Below are 16,012 nucleotides of genomic sequence, written 5' to 3'. Positions count from 1 at the left end.
CGTCACCCCTCCACCGTTGCCGGAACCGAACGCGCGAATCCGCCGTCCACCATCAGACCGGCCACCGTCTCCAGCTCCGGCGGGTTGCCCGCCAACCGTTCGAGAAAGGCGTCGAAATCGGTACCGCACGGCAGCAACAGACGCTCCACGCGCTCCTGGACCGACCAGCCGTCCCGGTCGCGCGCGTCGTCGTACGGGGAGAACCACACCGAGCCGAGCGCCTCGCCCTTGACCTTCACCGCGATCAGACCGCCCTGCGCGAAGGCCACGCACAGGTAGTCCTTCGTCAGGTGGTCCCGCAGACACTTGTTGACGTACACCAGGTCGTTGACGGCCGCCTCCTCGCGCACCGTGAAGAACGGCTGGTCCACCAGCAGCCCCAGGTCCACGTCCAGCCCGGCCCCGACCGGCGCGCAGCCGCCCGCCGCCTTGAGGAACGAGCGGTACGCCTCCGGCAGCCGGTAGCCGAGGTCCTCCTCGACGCCCTGCACCTGCGCCTCGGACACCGACACCACCGACTTCGGCAGCCCCAGGTGCACCGGGCGGACCTCCTGGAGGGCCCGCGTCCCGCGCTTGTCGTGGTCCACCGGCGCCGTCGCCAGCCCGGCGTGGTGCCGCAGCAGGGCCTTCACCTCGACCGGGACCAGCTCCAGGCGCCGCGAACGGGCCACGTGGTGCCAGGTCCAGCCGTGCGGGGTCGCCACCGGTCCCACGGTGTCCCACAGCTCGTGCCCGGCCGCGTGCATGGCGGCGTTCGCGGACACGTAGTCCGTCAGCCGCAGCTCGTCGACGCCGAAGCCCTCCGGCGGTTCGGCGATCTCCACCGCCGCCCGCGCGTACCGCGCGAAGTCGGGATGACCGTCCCCACCGATCCGCACTCCCTGGGGATGGCGCGCTGCCCGGACCGGGTCCGGGAAGTGCACGACCTGCCCCGAGTACGCGGCGTTGGGTGGCACGGCCTGCTGCCCGAGCCGACCTGTCGTCATGGCGGTAGCCCCCTGCTGGATCTGGCTGGTTCAGCACAGCCTAAGCGGTGCGGCAAGACCGGCACCCTCCCCCGGCCGGGCCCCTGACGGCCGCCCGGGGCCCCCGACCGGGAACATCCGAATTGATACGAATATTCGACCCCGCTTCCGCACCACAGGGGACATTTGACAGGCTGTCCCCGCAGCACGGGGGCGTGCGCGACAGCGGCCCGACAGCGGTCGGCGCCGCGGCCACGGGAGGGAAAGCGCCAGATGCGGAACACGATTGCCAGCACACCGGCCCGCGCGGACCGGCAGAACGGCCCGGCGGGAGACGCACCCGACGGCGCCACCGCGCACACCACCGGCACCGCGGGCGACCCCAGACTGCGGTGGAGCAGCACCGACGGCCCCGCCGTCCCGGTGCTGCGCTTCCGCCGCGACGGCATCCTCCCCACCATCGCCGCCGCCCTCTCCGTCCGCGGCGAGACCCTGACGGGCACCGCGGGCAAGGCCGACCAGCCACCCGTGCTGCACCACCTCGTCCAGGACTTCCTCGACACCCTCACGAGCGGCCAGCGCGAACGTTTCACCGGCCGGTGTCCGGAGGCGATCCTGCTCTCGCGCCACCTCGCCGCCGTCGAGGACGGCCGCAGCCGCCGCGCCTCCCGCAAGCCGCTGACCCCGAACGAGGCCCGCCGCTCGCTCAAGCACGCCAAGATCACCGCCAGCCGCATCCGCGAAGCGGGCGACCCCCTGCACGGCAGCTACGCACCCCCGTGCCGCTCCTGCGACGCGATGCTCGCCCACTTCGGCGTCCGGGCCGTCGACCTCACCGCACCCGCCCCCGAGAAGGCCTGACCCCACGCCGATGACCCCCTCAGCCTCCTACGACCGCTCCTCGGCGACCCGCTTCCCGCAGGCCGTCGACACCGCGCTGCGCACCGCCGGGTGGCAGCCCGGCCGCTGGGACATCAAACAGGCCGAGTACTGGGCCGACTCCCTGCGCGACCACACCACCCCCGCCGGTCACCGGCACACGGTCTTCCCCGCCGCCGTCGAGGCCTGGGCCGAATTCGGCGGGCTCACCGTCACCGCGCACGGTCCGGGCCGCCAAATAGCCCCGACGACCGTCCGCATCGACCCCCTCACCGGGCTGCACCTCGCCCGCACCTTCGCCGACCTGGGCCGCGCCCTGTCCACCCGGCTCTGCCCCCTCGGCACCGAGACCGACGGGGCCTCGCACCTCGCCGTCGACGCCGAGGGCCGCGTCTACTGCGTCGACCACACCGGCGACTGGTACCTCGGCGCGAGCATCGACGAAGCCCTCACCGCCCTCCTCACCGGCCTCCAACCAACCCGCCTCACAACAGCCTGAAACCACCCCCGGCCCCCCTCCAGCCCCGCCGGCGTTTGAGGCGCCCCCGGAGGGACCGGCGGGGGCGGGGGCGGGGGCGTCAGGCCCCCGTCGGCAGTACCGCCGAGACGCGGAAGCCACCGGCTTCGGTCGGGCCCGAGACGAAGACCCCGCCCAGCCCGAGCACCCGCTCCCGCATGCCGACCAGCCCGTTCCCCCCACTGGGCAGCCCCGGCTCGGCCACCCCCGCCTCGCACGGCCCGTTCTCCACCTGCATGGCCACCTCGCCCGCCCGGTGCGCCAGCCGTACGACGACCCGCGCGCCCGGCGCGTGCTTGTGGCAGTTGGTCAGCGCCTCCTGCACCACGCGGTAGGCCGTCTGCTCCACCTCGGCCGCGTACCCCGCGGCCGCCCCCGCCGGCTCCCCGTGCACTTCGAGGTCCACCGCCATCCCGGCCGCCCGGGACTGCCCGACCAGCGCCTCCAGCTCGCCGAGCGAGGGCCCGTCCTCCGCCGCCTTGGCCGGGGCCACCACGGCCCGGGCCGGGGCCGGGGCCGACGAGGAGGCCCGCAGCACCCCGAGCATCTCCCGCAGCTCCGTCAACGCCTGGCGCCCCATGTCACCCACCAGCGCGGCGTTCCGTACCGCCTTCGCCGGGTCCTTCACCGCCACCGCCTCCAGGGCCGCCGCGTGCACCACCATCAGCGAGACCCGGTGGGCCACCACGTCGTGCATCTCGCGGGCGATCCGGGTGCGCTCCTCCGTACGGGCCCACTCGGCCCGTTCCTCCGCCCGGTCCGCCAGCAGCGACAGCTCCCGCTCCAGCGAGTCCGCCCGCTCCTGGAGGCTCTCCATCAGCCGCCGCCGGGCCCCCAGGTAGAGCCCGAACAGCACCGGCGGCACGGTCAGGGCCACCGCCATGAACACCGACAGCACGACGACGAGGAACCCCTCGCCCTCGACGTCCCCGCGCGTGCGCACGTAGGTGACGACGAAGGTCCCCGCCAGCGACATCGACCCCAGCACCACGGTCACCCGGCGCGGCGCCTCGGAGGCGGCCAGGGTGTAGAGCCCCACCACGCCCAGCAGGAACCCCATCGCCGCCGGTGTGATCGCGATCCCGAGCACCACCACGGCCACGGGCCAGCGCCGGCGCACCACCAGCGCGCTCCCGACCAGGACCCCCAGCAGCACCCCGAGCACCGGGGGCGTCCCGGCGTCGCGCGCGAACGCAATCCCCTCGTAGCCGCACTCGGCGGCGGACACCACGCCGAGCCCCACGTCCAGCGCGGCCTCCCGCGGCCGCTCCCACCACCACAACGGCCCGTCCCGCCCGGCGCCGCCCCGCTCTTCCCCCGTCAAGGTCATGCGGCCAGCCTACGCACGGCCCCTCGCGCGCACCCGCGCGAATCCCTGCCTTGAAGTGCTGCCATTTACCGTCGCACGCAGGGCGTCCGGTGCGGCATAGTGGGGGCGGCACAGATCGGGGCCAAAGCAGGAATGTCCAGGTTTGAGTTGATTGACCATCCCCTGTGGTGTAATTGGCAGCACTGAGGCTTTTGGTGCCTTATGTCCGGGTTCGAGTCCTGGCGGGGGAGCCACACGCGTACGGGTCCTGACCTCCTCGGTCGGGACCCGCGTTCGTTCGGGGCCTCCCACCCCCCGGTATCCTTCGTCGGGTCCAGCACCCGAAGCCGAAGGGCCCATCCGTGAGCGCCAATCGCCCGGCAGCCGTCGTCGTACTCGCAGCGGGGGAAGGCACCCGCATGAAGTCGGCGACCCCCAAGGTTCTGCACGAGATCTGCGGGCGGACCCTCGTCGGTCACGTCGTCGCCGCCTCGCGCGAGCTGGACCCCGCGCACCTCGTCGTGGTCGTCGGCCACGCCCGCGAGCAGGTCACCGCCCACCTCGCCACCGTCGACGCCGCCGTCCGCACCGCCGTCCAGCACGAGCAGAACGGCACCGGGCACGCCGTCCGCATGGGCCTCGAAGAGCTCGGCGGAGAGATCACCGGCACGGTCGTCGTCGTCTGCGGCGACACCCCCCTGCTGACCGGCGAGACCCTGGCCCGGCTGACCGCCACGCACGAGGCCGACGGCAACGCCGTCACCGTGCTGACGGCCGAGGTCCCCGACTCCACCGGCTACGGGCGGATCATCCGCGACGCGGCCGGCGCCGTCACCGCCATCGTCGAGCACAAGGACGCCACCGACGACCAGCGCGCGATCCTGGAGATCAACTCCGGGGTCTTCGCCTTCGACGGGGCGCTGCTCAGCGACGCGCTCGGCAAGGTCCGCACGAACAACAGCCAGGGCGAGGAGTACCTCACCGACGTCCTGGAGATCCTGCGCACGGGCGGGCACCGCGTCGGCGCGGCCGTCGGCCCGGACCACCGCGAGATCCTCGGGATCAACAACCGGGTTCAGCTGGCCGAGGCCCGCGCCCTGCTCAACGCGCGCCTGCTGGAGCGGGCCATGCTCGCGGGCGTGACGGTGATCGACCCGACCTCCACCTTCGTCGACGTGACCGTGAGCTTCGGCCAGGACGCGATCGTGCACCCGGGGACCCAGCTCCTCGGCGCCACGCACCTCGCGGAGGGCGCCGAGGTCGGCCCCAACACCCGCCTCAAGGACACCACGGTGGGCGCGGGCGCCCGCGTGGACAACACGGTGGCCGACACGGCCGTGATCGGGGCCGCCGCCTCGGTGGGGCCGTTCGCGTACCTGCGTCCGGGCACGAACCTCGGGGTCAAGTCCAAGGCCGGTACGTACGTCGAGATGAAGAACGCCACGATCGGCGAGGGCACCAAGGTGCCGCACCTCTCCTACGTCGGCGACGCGACCATCGGCGAGTACACGAACATCGGCGCCGCGAGCGTCTTCGTGAACTACGACGGCGAACACAAGCACCACACGGTCGTCGGCTCACACTGCAAGACGGGCTCCGACAACATGTTTGTGGCTCCCGTCACCATCGGGGACGGCGCCTACACGGCGGCCGGATCGGTGATCACGAAGGACGTTCCGCCCGGCGCACTGGCCGTGGCCCGTGGCCAGCAGCGGAATATCGAGGGCTGGGTGGCCCGCAAGCGTCCGGGAAGCGCCGCGGCTCAGGCGGCCCAGTCGGGGGCCACGGAGGGCTCCGACAAGGCCTGAGGGTGAACTGACCGGAAACAGGTGCGCCCGCGACGGCGTACCGTGATAGGTGCACGCAATTCGGCTGGCTCACCGTGTGCGGGACGGACGCACATGGGGGCGAGCAGCTTTCAACACGTCTGAGGAGACTGTGCTGTGACCGGGATCAAGACGACCGGCGAGAAGAAGCTGATGCTCTTCTCCGGCCGCGCCCACCCCGAGCTGGCCGAGGAGGTCGCGCACCAGCTCGGTGTCGGTCTCGTGCCGACCAAGGCTTTCGACTTCGCGAACGGCGAGATCTACGTCCGCTTCCAGGAGTCGGCTCGTGGCGCGGACTGCTTCCTGATCCAGAGCCACACGGCTCCGATCAACAAGTGGATCATGGAGCAGCTGATCATGATCGACGCGCTCAAGCGCGCGTCGGCCCGCTCGATCACCGTGATCGTGCCGTCCTACGGCTACGCCCGTCAGGACAAGAAGCACAAGGGCCGCGAGCCGATCTCGGCCCGCCTGGTCGCGGACCTGCTCAAGACCGCGGGTGCCGACCGCATCCTCACGGTCGACCTGCACACCGACCAGATCCAGGGCTTCTTCGACGGCCCGGTCGACCACCTCTCCGCCCTGTCGGTCCTCGCGGACTACGTCGGCGCCAAGGTGGACCGTTCCAAGCTGACGATCGTCTCGCCGGACGCCGGCCGCGTGCGCGTCGCCGACCGCTGGTGCGACCGCCTCGACGCGCCGCTGGCGATCGTGCACAAGCGCCGCGACAAGGACGTCGCCAACCAGGTGACCGTCCACGAGGTCGTCGGTGAGGTCAAGGGCCGCGTCTGCGTCCTGGTCGACGACATGATCGACACCGGTGGCACCATCTGCGCCGCCGCCGACGCGCTCTTCGCGCACGGCGCGGAGGACGTCATCGTGACGGCCACGCACGGCATCCTGTCGGGCCCGGCCGCGGACCGCCTCAAGAACTCCAAGGTCAGCGAGTTCGTGTTCACGAACACGCTGCCGGACCCCTCGGACCTGGAGCTGGACAAGATCACGGTGCTGTCCATCGCCCCGATGATCGCCCGCGCCGTGCGCGAGGTCTTCGAGGACGGCTCGGTCACCAGCCTGTTCGAAGAGCAGCAGTAGATCCTTTTGGGCCACGGCCTCCCCGCCGGGTACACTCTTCGAGTTGCTCGGCGAGGGAGGCCGTACCTGTTTTCGAACGGGTTGCGGTGCTCCGTTATCGACGCGCTCTTCGTAGCAGGCCGTGATTTCGGCCGGGTGACGTTCGAGTCCAAATTCCGTCATCCCACGAGGAGTGAACATGGCTGAGATCAAGCTTGCCGCCAAGACCCGTACCGACTTCGGCAAGGGCGCGTCCCGCCAGGCCCGTCGCGACGGCTTCGTCCCCGGCGTCATCTACGGCCACGGCACCGAGCCGAAGCACGTCGACGTCGAGGCGCACACCCTGCAGCTCGCGCTGCGCACCGCGAACGTCCTGCTCACCCTGGACATCGCCGGCGGCGGCTCCGAGCTGGTCATCCCGAAGGCCGTGCAGAAGCACCCGCTGAAGCGCTCGATCTCCCACGTCGACTTCCTGATCGTCAAGAAGGGCGAGAAGGTCACCGTCGACGTCGCGATCGTGACCGAGGGCGACCTGGCCGCCGGTGGCAACATGCTGGAGACCCTCCAGAACACCATCTCCGTCGAGGCCGAGGCCACCCACATCCCGACCGAGGTCACCGTCTCCATCGCGGGCCTCGAGGCCGGCGCCACCATCCACGCCAAGGACCTCGTCCTGCCGGCCGGCACCACGCTGGCCGTCGACGGTGACATCGCCGTCCTGCAGGTCGTCGCCCCGCAGGCCGAGGAGCCGGCCGCCGAGAGCACCGAGGCCTGAGCCTCCCCGCTCATCAGTTGCTGACCGACCGCCGTCCGGCTCCACTGGAGCGGGACGGCGGTCGTTTCGTTGAAGGAGCTTTTGATGTCGGACGACACGGCGCCCTGGCTGATCGTGGGTCTGGGCAACCCGGGCGCCGAGTACGCGGGCAACCGGCACAACATCGGGTTCATGGTGGTCGACCTGCTCGCGGAGCGGATGCGCGGGAAGTTCAAGGCGCACAAGGCGCGCGCGCAGGTCGTCGAGGGGCGGATGGGCCCGCCGGGGCCGCTGAACCGGCGCGTGGTGCTGGCGAAGCCGATGTCCTTCATGAACCTGTCGGGCGGACCGGTCACGGCGCTGCGCGACTTCTACAAGGTTCCGCTGGACCGGATCGTGGCGGTCCACGACGAGCTGGACATCGACTACCCGACGCTGCGGCTCAAGCTGGGCGGCGGGGACAACGGGCACAACGGCCTCAAGTCGATGACGAAGTCGATGGGCCCGGACTACCACCGGGTGCGCTGCGGCATCGGTCGTCCGCCGGGCCGGATGCAGGTGGCCGACTTCGTGCTCAAGGACTTCTCCTCCACCGAGCGCAAGGAGCTGGACTGGTTCGTGGACCGGTCGGCGGACGCGGTGGAGTGCCTGCTCCAGGAGGGCCTGGAGCGCGCGCAGTCGACGTACAACTCCTGAGGTGAACGGGCGGGGCCCCCACCGGATCGGATCCGGTGGGGGCCCCGTCGTGCGTACGGGCGTGCTCAGCCGGTGTTGCGCAGGCCGGCGGCGACGCCGTTGACCGTGAGCAGCAGGGCCCGGGCGAGCAGCGGGTCGGCTTCCTCGCCGCGCTCGGCCGCCGCGCGCTGGCGGGCCAGCAGCGAGACCTGGAGGTAGGAGATCGGGTCCAGGTAGGCGTCGCGGACCTCGAAGGTCTGCTGGAGCACCGGCTGGGAGGCGAGCAGCGTGTCGCCGCCGGTGACCCGCAGGACCTCGCGGACGGTCAGCTCGTGCTCGGCCTCGATGCGGGCGAAGACGTGCTTGAGGTGCTCGGGGACGAGCGTGTCGACGTAGTGGCGGGCGATCCGCAGGTCCGTCTTGGCCAGCGTCATCTCGACGTTGGAGAGGAAGTTGCGGAAGAAGTGCCACTTCTGGCCCATCTCCGCGAGCACGTCGTCCTGACCGGCCTCGCGCAGCGCCTTGAGGCCGGAGCCGACGCCGTACCAGCCGGGGACGATCTGGCGGGACTGGGTCCAGCCGAAGACCCACGGGATGGCCCGCAGCCCGTCCAGGCCCGCGCCCGAGTCGGGGCGGCGCGAGGGCCGGGAGCCGAGGTGCAGGTCGGCGAGCTGGTCGACGGGGGTGGCCGCGAAGAAGTACGACGGCAGGTCGGGGTCCTCGACCAGGGCGCGGTAGGCGCCGTGGGCGGCGTCCGAGACCGTGTCCATGGCCGCGTCCCAGCGGGCGAGGGCCTCGTCGGACTGGCGGGGCGCGGTGTGCAGGGCGGAGGCCTGCAGGGTCGCGGCGACGGTCAGTTCGAGGTTCTCGCGGGCCAGCGAGGGGACGAGGTACTTGTCGGAGATGACCTCGCCCTGCTCGGTGACCTTGATCTCGCCCTCCAGCGTGCCCCAGGGCTGGGCGAGGATCGCGTCGTGCGAGGGGCCGCCGCCGCGGCCGACGGTGCCGCCGCGGCCGTGGAAGAGGCGCAGCCGCACGCCGTAGCGGTGGGCGACGTCGCGCAGTCGGCGCTGGGCGCGGTGGATCTCCCACTGGCTGGTGGTGATGCCGCCGAACTTGGAGGAGTCGGAGTAGCCGAGCATGACCTCCTGGACCTCGCCGCGCAGCGAGACGAGGCGCCGGTAGGAGGGGTCGGCGAGCATCTCGTCGAGGATGACGTCGGCGGCGCGCAGCTCGTCGGTGGTCTCCAGCAGCGGGACGATGCCGATCTTGGCCCAGCCCGCGTGCAGGTCGATGAGACCGGCCTCGCGCGCCAGGACGGCCGCGGCGAAGACGTCGTCGGCGCCCTGGCACATCGAGATGATGTAGGACTCGATGACCTCGGGGCCGAACTTCTCGAAGGCGTCCTTGATCGCGCCGAAGACCCCGAGGGTCTTGTGGCCGGCGGCGTCCAGGGGCGCCGGGGTCGGCGCCAGCGGGCGCCGCGAGCGGAGCTCCTTGGCGAGGAGCTTCTGCCGGTAGTCGCGCGGCATGTCCGCGTAGCGCCACGACTCCTCGCCGAGGCGGTCGAAGAGCTGCCCGAGGGCGTGGTGGTGGGCGTCGGCGTGCTCGCGCACGTCCATGGTGGCCAGCTGGAGGCCGAAGGCGGCCAGCGTGCGGATCGTGCGGTCCATGCGGCCGTCGGCGAAGAGCGCGCCGCGGTGCTCGCGCAGCGAGGTCTGGATCAGCGTGAGGTCGGTGAGCAGCTCGGCGGTGCCGAGGTAGTCGCGGCCGTCCTCGTGCGCGGTGCCCTTGGCGAGGCGCTCGCGGGTGTTGACCAGCTTCTGCCGGATGCAGGTGGCCTTGAGCCGGTAGGGCTCCTCGGCGTTGAGGCGCTTGTAGCGGGGGCTGATCTCCGGCAGGCGTTCGAGGTCGGCCTGGAGGGAGGTCAGCAGCTCCTCGGTGGCTCCGGTGTAGCGGATGGAGTTGGAGAGCAGGCCGCGCAGGAAGTCGACCAGTTCGAGGGCGTCGGTGATGCCGTGCTCGTGCTGGAGGATCAGGACGTCGCGGGTGACCTCGGGGGTGACGTTGGGGTTGCCGTCGCGGTCACCGCCGATCCAGGTGCCGAAGGTGAGGGGACGGGTGCCCGGGGGGAGCTCGACGCCGACGCGCTGGAGTTCGGCGGCGAGGTCCTCCAGGACGTCACCGACGGCTCCGGCGTGGAGTTCGTCGAGGTAGTAGATCGCGTTGCGGGCTTCGTCGGCGGGCTCGGGGCGCACCACGCGCAGCTCGTCGGTCTGCCAGACGAGGTCGATGTTCTCGGCGAGGCGCAGGTCGTGGCGGCGCCGGTCACCGGCACCGGTGACCGGCTCCTCCAGCAGGGCGGCGATGCGGCGCAGCTTGTTGAGGACGCTGCGGCGCGCGGCTTCGGTGGGGTGCGCGGTGAAGACGGGGCGCACGTTGAGGTTCTTGACCGTCTCGCGCAGGTGCTCGGGGTCGGCGTCCTTGAGCATGTCCGCGGTACGGGCCAGGAGGCTGCCCTCGGCGGCGCGGTGGGCGCGCAGTTCCTTGCCGCGGTGCACCTGCTCGGTGACGTTGGCGAGGTGGAAGTAGGTGGAGAAGGCGCGCACCAGCTTGGCGGCGGTCTCCAGGTCGGTGTCGCCGAGGAGGGAGGCGGCGGCTTCGCCGTCCGTGCGGGTGAGGGCACGGACGCGTTCGACCAGGTCGAGGAGGTCCTGGCCCTCCTGGCGTACGAGGGTCTCGCCGAGGAGGTCGCCGAGGCGGCGGATGTCCGCGCGCAGCTCCGCGTTGGCCATGTCTGCTGTTGTAACCGTGGCCGGGGTGACGGGGGCCTGGTCAGCACTGCTCACAGGTGCGGCTCCTTGCAGTGTTTCGAGCGCTACTGGGGCGGGGGCCGCCGGAGTGCGCACGGCGGCGCGTGCCCGGACGGCAGTCCGGGGGTACCCCTGCCTGTCGCGCAGCTCGGCTGCCCGTGCGGACCGCGCTGTCCGACGACACCAGGATAGGTGTCCGGGCCAGGTGTCCGGCGCGCCGCTCGACTCCGTCTCGCGATCCGGTCCCGCCGCGGGGGGCGCCAGCGGCGCCGCTCTTGCCGCGGGGCTCACCTTTGCCATACTTACGTCGCCGTAGGTTACGGGTCCGTAGCCGGGCTCCTGCCGACTCCTTCACCCCCCAGGGGACCCCATGACCGTAAGCCCCGATCTGATCGAGGACGCCTCGGCGGACTCCGGATCACCCCATCCTTCCGCCACGCTCGGCGGCGAGAACAAGAGGTCCGTCGAACAGATCGCGCTGCTGCTCTTCATCACCGTGCCCTTCCTGGCGGTGCTGGCGGCGATCCCGCTGGCCTTCGCCTGGGGCGGGGTGAGCTGGCTGGACCTGGGCCTGATGGTGTTCATGTACTTCCTGGCCTGCCACGGGATCACCATCGGTTTCCACCGCTACTTCACGCACGGTTCCTTCAAGGCGAAGCGGCCGCTGCGGATCGCGTTGGCCGTCATGGGCTCGATGGCGGTGGAGGGGCCGCTGGTGCGCTGGGTGGCCGACCACCGCAAGCACCACAAGTACTCCGACCACGAGGGCGACCCGCACTCGCCGTGGCGCTTCGGCGAGACGCTCCCGGCGCTGATGAAGGGCCTGTGGTGGGCCCACATCGGCTGGCTCTTCGACGAGGAGCAGACCAACCAGGCGAAGTACGCCCCGGACCTGATCAAGGACCCGGCGATCCGGCGGATCTCGCGCGACTTCATCTACTGGACGATGCTCTCGCTGGCGATCCCGCCGCTGGTGGGCGGTCTGGTCACGATGTCCTGGTGGGGCGCCTTCACGGCGTTCTTCTGGGGCTCCCTGGTCCGGGTGGCGCTGCTGCACCACGTGACGTGGTCCATCAACTCGATCTGCCACGCGGTGGGCAAGCGCCCCTTCAAGTCCCGCGACCGTTCGGGCAACGTGTGGTGGCTGGCCGTCCTGTCCTGCGGCGAGTCCTGGCACAACCTGCACCACGCCGACCCGACGTCGGCGCGCCACGGCGTGTTGCGCGGGCAGGTCGACTCCAGCGCCCGGCTGATCCGTTGGTTCGAGCTGGCGGGCTGGGCGAGTGACGTCCGCTGGCCGTCGGCGGAACGCATCGACGGCCGGCGCAAGGAAAAGGCGTCGAGCGCGGCATGATGGGTGACGTGGCGATCGACGGCGGTACCCCCAGCAGCGACAAACCCCGGCGGAGCCGTCGGGTCCGGATGACGGGCGCCGAGCGGCGTCAGCAACTGCTGGAAATCGGTCGCACGCTGTTCGCGGAGAAGGGCTTCGAGGGCACGTCGGTGGAGGAGATCGCGGCCAAGGCCGGGGTGTCCAAGCCGGTGGTCTACGAGCACTTCGGCGGCAAGGAGGGCCTGTACGCGGTCGTCGTGGACCGCGAGATGCGCCAGCTGCTGGACGGGGTGACGGGCGCGCTGACGGCCGGGCACCCGCGGGAGCTGCTGGAGCAGGCCGCCTTCGCGCTGCTGGACTACATCGAGTCGTACACGGACGGCTTCCGGATCCTGGTCCGCGATTCGCCGGTGGCGCAGTCGACGGGCACCTTCGCCTCGCTGATCAGCGACATCGCGACGCAGGTCGAGGACATCCTGGGCCTGGAGTTCAAGGCGCGCGGCTTCGATCCCAAGCTGGCGCCGCTGTACGCGCAGGCGCTGGTCGGGATGGTCGCGCTGACCGGGCAGTGGTGGTTGGACGTCCGCAAGCCGAGGAAGGCGGAGGTCGCGGCGCACCTGGTGAACCTGGCCTGGCACGGCCTGGACAAGCTGGAGTCGAAGCCGCGCCTGGTGGGCCACCGCAAGAGCTGACGCCCCCGGGCGCACGCGCGGCGGCGCCCCGTCACCGGTGATCCCGGTGGCGGGGCGCCGCCGCGCGTGGTGGGGGCCGTACGGGCGTCCGCGCGGCCCGCGGGGCGTCAGCGCGCCGGGTCGGGCTCCAGGAACTCCAGCCGGTTGCCGACGGGGTCCTCGGAGTAGAAGCGCCGGTGCCCGGGCAGGTTGTCGTCCCAGACGACGGTGGCGCCGCGGGCGGCGAGCCGCTCCGCGTAGGCCGCTATGCCGGTGACGCGCAGTCCCGGATGGGCCTTGCGGGCCGGGCGGAAGTCCTCCTCGACGCCCAGGTGGAGCTGGACGGGTCCGGCTGCGAACCAGCAGCCGCCGCGCGCCGCGAGGACGGGCGGCTTGGGGATCTCGGTCATGCCGAGCACGTTCCCGTAGTACGCGCGCAGCGCGTCCTCGGAACCGGGCGGTGCGGCGAGCTGGACGTGGTCGACGGCGCTGAGCACGGGGTCAGTTCTCCTTGCGGGCGATGGCGAAGATGCGGCGGAACGGGAAGACGGTGCCGCGCGGACCGGCCGGGTAGGCCGCGCGCAGCAGGTCACGGTAGGCCGCGAGGAACTCCTCCACGGCCACCCGGTCGTCGCCGAGGGCGGTCAGGACGGGTCGCAGCGCGGTCCCCTTGACCCAGTCGAGGACCGGGTCGGGGCCGGTGAGGAGCTGGTAGTACGTGGTCTCCCACACGTCGACGGCGCAGCCGAGCCCGGTGAGGCGCTCCATGTACTCGGCGGGTTCCAGGACGTGGCTGTGGCCGGCGCCGAGCCCGGAGAGCCGGGAGCGCCAGCGCGGGGTGTCGCACAGGGCGTGCAGCAGGGCGTGGCTGGGCGCGGTGAAGTTGCCGGGGATCTGGAAGGCGAAGGTGCCGCCGGGGCGCAGTCCGTTGATCCAGGCGGCGAGCGAGCCGGGGTGGCCGGGCACCCATTGCAGGGCGGCGTTGGAGACGATCAGGTCGTAGCTCTGTTCGGGGAGCCAGTCCGTCAGGTCGGCGGGGGCGAAGTCGAGGGAGCCGCCGCCGGGGGTGGGGCCCGCGTACTCCTCGGTGGCGCGCCGGAGCATCTCCGGGGAGAGGTCGAAGCCGGTGATCGCGGCGTCGGGCCAGCGCTCGGCGAGCAGCGTGGTGACGTTGCCGGGGCCGCAGCCGAGGTCGGCGATGCGGGCGGGGCGGCCGGGTGCGGTGGGGAGCGCCTGGATGCGGCCGAGCAGGTCCAGGAAGGGGCGGGCGCGGTGGTCCGCGTGGCGCAGGTACTGCTGCGGGTCCCACGTCGGGGTGGGCGCGGCGCCCTTGGCCGCGGTGTCGGAATGCATGAACGAGCCTCCCTGCGGATGGTGCGGGTGGAAGCGTCTGGGTTCCGGCCGCTCCATTCCCCATGGTCACTCCGAATATATCTTGATGTCAAGAGACTCGATGACGAGAAACTCCTTGTCAAGAAACTCCTTGTCGAGAGACTTAATATCAAGAGACTTCACGTCGACATACCCCTTACACTGATCGGCATGGAGGACGAGGTCGACCGATTGGTCGCGGCATGGCGGCGCGAGCGCCCTGACCTCGACGTGGAACCGCTCGAAGTGCTCAGCCGCGTGAGTCGGCTCGCGCGCCACCTGGACCGGGCCCGCAGGCTCGCCTTCGCCGAGCACAGCCTGGAGCCGTGGGAGTTCGACGTCCTGACGTCGCTGCGCCGCGCGGGCGCGCCCTACCAGCTCTCCCCCGGGCAGCTGCTGACGCAGACCCTGGTGACCTCGGGCACCATGACCAACCGGATCGACCGGCTCGCGAAGAAGGGTCTGGTCGAGCGACTGCCCGACCCCAACGACCGGCGCGGCGTCCTGGTCCGGCTGACCCCCGAAGGGCGCGACCGCGCCGACCAGGCACTCGCCGGGCTGCTCGCCCAGGAGCGGGCGATCCTGGCCCAGCTGTCCCGGTCCGAGCGCGGCGACCTGGCCTCGCTGCTACGCCAGTTGACCGCTCCGTTCGACAACATCCCCGGCTAGGTCCGCGGGACGCACGCCCGCGCGCCGGGCCAGCGCCACGGCCGCCAGGGTGGAGTGCACCCCGAGCTTGCCCAGCACGTTCTGCATGTGGGTGCGCACCGTGTGCGGGGACAGGAACAGCCGCGCCGCGACGTCCTTGCGGCCCAGGCCCGCCACCATGCAGCGCAGCACCTCGTGTTCGCGCGGGGTCAAGGACTCCACCAGGCGTTCGCTGTCGGTGCGGTGCTTGCGCGCCTGGGTCAACTCCCGCAGCACGCCGGTGAGCAGGGCGGGCGGCAGGTGGGTCTCCTCGCGCAGGACGCCCCGGACCACGGCGAGCAGCCGCGACAGCGAACAGTCCTTCGCCACCCAGCCGGAGGCCCCGGCCTGCAGGGCGTGGGCGGCCCGGCGCGGTTCGTCGCGCTCGGCGAGGACGACCGTACGGACCCCCGGATGCGCCGTGCGCACGGCCGCGACCAGCGCGAGCCCGTCGCCCGGTGGAGCACCGGCGCCGTGCTCCCGCTGCGCGGGGAACGCCCCGGCGGCGCCGGCCGGACCTCCCGGCGCGCCGCTGAGATCGGCGTCGACGAGCAACACGTCGAAGCGGCGCCCCTCGCTGACGCCCCGTTCGAGGCAGCGCAGCGCGGCGGGGCCGCTGCCGGCCGCGGACACGTCCACGTCCGGCTCGGCCGCGAGCGCGGCGGCGAGCGACTCGGCGAAGATGCGGTGATCGTCCACCACGAGAACCCGGATGCGAACCACAGAACCCCCAAGGGTCGGGGAACGGACAACTGCGGGTACGGCGCCCGGACCGGGTGATCCGCAGCTGCCGCGGCCGCCGCCGTGACACCTCTGCACTACCCCGGAGCGGACGTCGTACCCGACTCGTCTCGACCCCTGAATCAACACCGGCCCCCACCGGTGTCACGCATCAGCGTAGGGCCGGGGGCCGCTCGTGGTTGGCCGAATAGCAGAAGTTTTCCGAGGCATTTTCCGGTGCACCGGCCTGTGAGGAGGCTATGCGTGGCTTGATGTCGCCCATCGCTGCGGGCCGGAATCCCGTTTCCGCTTCGGCCCTTGCCACGGGCAGGTGCACGGGGGCATTTCACGCAGCGCGCGCACGCCGGGCGCCCGCGCACAGCGCCCCGCACCCGCGCGCGCCCCACTGCTCGCGCCC

The 16,012-nt window shown here is 71.9% G+C and carries 15 protein-coding genes and 1 tRNA gene; 10 read left to right on the top strand and 6 right to left on the bottom strand.

Going from position 1 to position 16,012, the window contains the following annotated elements:
* Window positions 1-2: 2 nt before the first annotated feature.
* A complete protein-coding gene (locus tag ACFWAR_RS08625) occupies window positions 3-986 on the bottom strand; it encodes an SMI1/KNR4 family protein (RefSeq protein WP_354380536.1) in 984 nt (327 codons plus the stop codon).
* A gap of 252 nt (window positions 987-1,238) precedes the next feature.
* Here ACFWAR_RS08625 and ACFWAR_RS08620 point away from each other — a divergent pair, with 252 nt between their 5' ends.
* Window positions 1,239-1,826 (top strand): YwqJ-related putative deaminase, encoded by a 588-nt coding sequence (locus tag ACFWAR_RS08620; RefSeq protein WP_385774496.1) that lies wholly within the window; start codon window positions 1,239-1,241, stop codon window positions 1,824-1,826.
* A gap of 10 nt (window positions 1,827-1,836) precedes the next feature.
* The gene (locus ACFWAR_RS08615) at window positions 1,837-2,343 is read left to right on the top strand and encodes an SUKH-3 domain-containing protein (RefSeq protein ID WP_385774494.1); all 507 of its coding nucleotides are present in this window, start codon (window positions 1,837-1,839) and stop codon (window positions 2,341-2,343) included.
* A 79-nt stretch (window positions 2,344-2,422) separates the two neighbouring features.
* On the opposite strand, the gene ACFWAR_RS08610 is transcribed toward ACFWAR_RS08615, so the two are convergent.
* The gene (locus ACFWAR_RS08610) at window positions 2,423-3,691 is read right to left on the bottom strand and encodes a sensor histidine kinase (RefSeq protein WP_385774492.1); all 1,269 of its coding nucleotides are present in this window, start codon (window positions 3,689-3,691) and stop codon (window positions 2,423-2,425) included.
* A 158-nt stretch (window positions 3,692-3,849) separates the two neighbouring features.
* Between ACFWAR_RS08610 and ACFWAR_RS08605 the strand changes: the two genes are divergently transcribed.
* The 5 genes from ACFWAR_RS08605 (at window position 3,850) to pth (ending at window position 8,020) form a co-directional block, all read left to right on the top strand.
* Window positions 3,850-3,924: transfer RNA gene (locus ACFWAR_RS08605), tRNA-Gln, on the top strand.
* A gap of 108 nt (window positions 3,925-4,032) precedes the next feature.
* On the top strand, window positions 4,033-5,478 hold the full coding sequence (gene glmU, locus ACFWAR_RS08600; RefSeq protein WP_385774490.1) for a bifunctional UDP-N-acetylglucosamine diphosphorylase/glucosamine-1-phosphate N-acetyltransferase GlmU: 1,446 nt from the start codon (window positions 4,033-4,035) through the stop codon (window positions 5,476-5,478).
* A 135-nt stretch (window positions 5,479-5,613) separates the two neighbouring features.
* Window positions 5,614-6,591, top strand: a complete 978-nt coding sequence (locus ACFWAR_RS08595) for a ribose-phosphate diphosphokinase (RefSeq protein ID WP_112451977.1) — start codon at window positions 5,614-5,616, stop codon at window positions 6,589-6,591.
* Between the two features lie 178 nt (window positions 6,592-6,769).
* A complete protein-coding gene (locus ACFWAR_RS08590; protein ID WP_385774488.1) occupies window positions 6,770-7,345 on the top strand; it encodes a 50S ribosomal protein L25/general stress protein Ctc in 576 nt (191 codons plus the stop codon).
* 84 nt (window positions 7,346-7,429) lie between these two features.
* Entirely contained in the window at window positions 7,430-8,020 is a 591-nt protein-coding gene (gene pth / locus ACFWAR_RS08585; protein ID WP_385774486.1) for an aminoacyl-tRNA hydrolase, read from the top strand.
* A 65-nt stretch (window positions 8,021-8,085) separates the two neighbouring features.
* Here pth and ppc read toward each other — a convergent pair whose 3' ends face one another.
* Entirely contained in the window at window positions 8,086-10,848 is a 2,763-nt protein-coding gene (ppc, locus tag ACFWAR_RS08580) for a phosphoenolpyruvate carboxylase (RefSeq protein WP_385774484.1), read from the bottom strand.
* A 334-nt stretch (window positions 10,849-11,182) separates the two neighbouring features.
* On the opposite strand from ppc, the gene ACFWAR_RS08575 reads away from it, so the two are divergent.
* On the top strand, window positions 11,183-12,166 hold the full coding sequence (locus tag ACFWAR_RS08575; RefSeq protein ID WP_385774482.1) for an acyl-CoA desaturase: 984 nt from the start codon (window positions 11,183-11,185) through the stop codon (window positions 12,164-12,166).
* Window positions 12,166-12,837: a TetR family transcriptional regulator gene (locus ACFWAR_RS08570; RefSeq protein ID WP_385774685.1), complete on the top strand. Its 672-nt coding sequence runs from the start codon at window positions 12,166-12,168 to the stop codon at window positions 12,835-12,837. The genes ACFWAR_RS08575 and ACFWAR_RS08570 overlap by 1 nt, the downstream gene beginning before the upstream one ends.
* A gap of 107 nt (window positions 12,838-12,944) precedes the next feature.
* On the opposite strand, the gene ACFWAR_RS08565 is transcribed toward ACFWAR_RS08570, so the two are convergent.
* Both ACFWAR_RS08565 and ACFWAR_RS08560 read right to left on the bottom strand, forming a co-directional pair.
* Window positions 12,945-13,313 carry a VOC family protein gene (locus ACFWAR_RS08565; RefSeq protein ID WP_385774480.1) on the bottom strand — a complete coding sequence of 123 codons (369 nt, stop codon included), beginning with the start codon at window positions 13,311-13,313 and terminating at the stop codon, window positions 12,945-12,947.
* Window positions 13,314-13,317: 4 nt separating this feature from the next.
* Window positions 13,318-14,169: a trans-aconitate 2-methyltransferase gene (locus ACFWAR_RS08560; RefSeq protein WP_385774478.1), complete on the bottom strand. Its 852-nt coding sequence runs from the start codon at window positions 14,167-14,169 to the stop codon at window positions 13,318-13,320.
* Window positions 14,170-14,358: 189 nt separating this feature from the next.
* Between ACFWAR_RS08560 and ACFWAR_RS08555 the strand changes: the two genes are divergently transcribed.
* A complete protein-coding gene (locus tag ACFWAR_RS08555; protein WP_330330854.1) occupies window positions 14,359-14,856 on the top strand; it encodes a MarR family transcriptional regulator in 498 nt (165 codons plus the stop codon).
* Here ACFWAR_RS08555 and ACFWAR_RS08550 read toward each other — a convergent pair.
* Entirely contained in the window at window positions 14,815-15,597 is a 783-nt protein-coding gene (locus ACFWAR_RS08550) for a LuxR C-terminal-related transcriptional regulator (RefSeq protein WP_385774476.1), read from the bottom strand. The genes ACFWAR_RS08555 and ACFWAR_RS08550 overlap by 42 nt on opposite strands.
* Between the last annotated feature and the right edge of the window lie 415 nt (window positions 15,598-16,012).

This window comes from Streptomyces sp. NPDC059917 (assembly GCF_042730635.1).
Lineage (GTDB): Bacteria > Actinomycetota > Actinomycetes > Streptomycetales > Streptomycetaceae > Streptomyces.
Note: the sequence above shows the minus strand (reverse complement) of the source record. Positions and strands in the feature narration are given on the sequence as shown.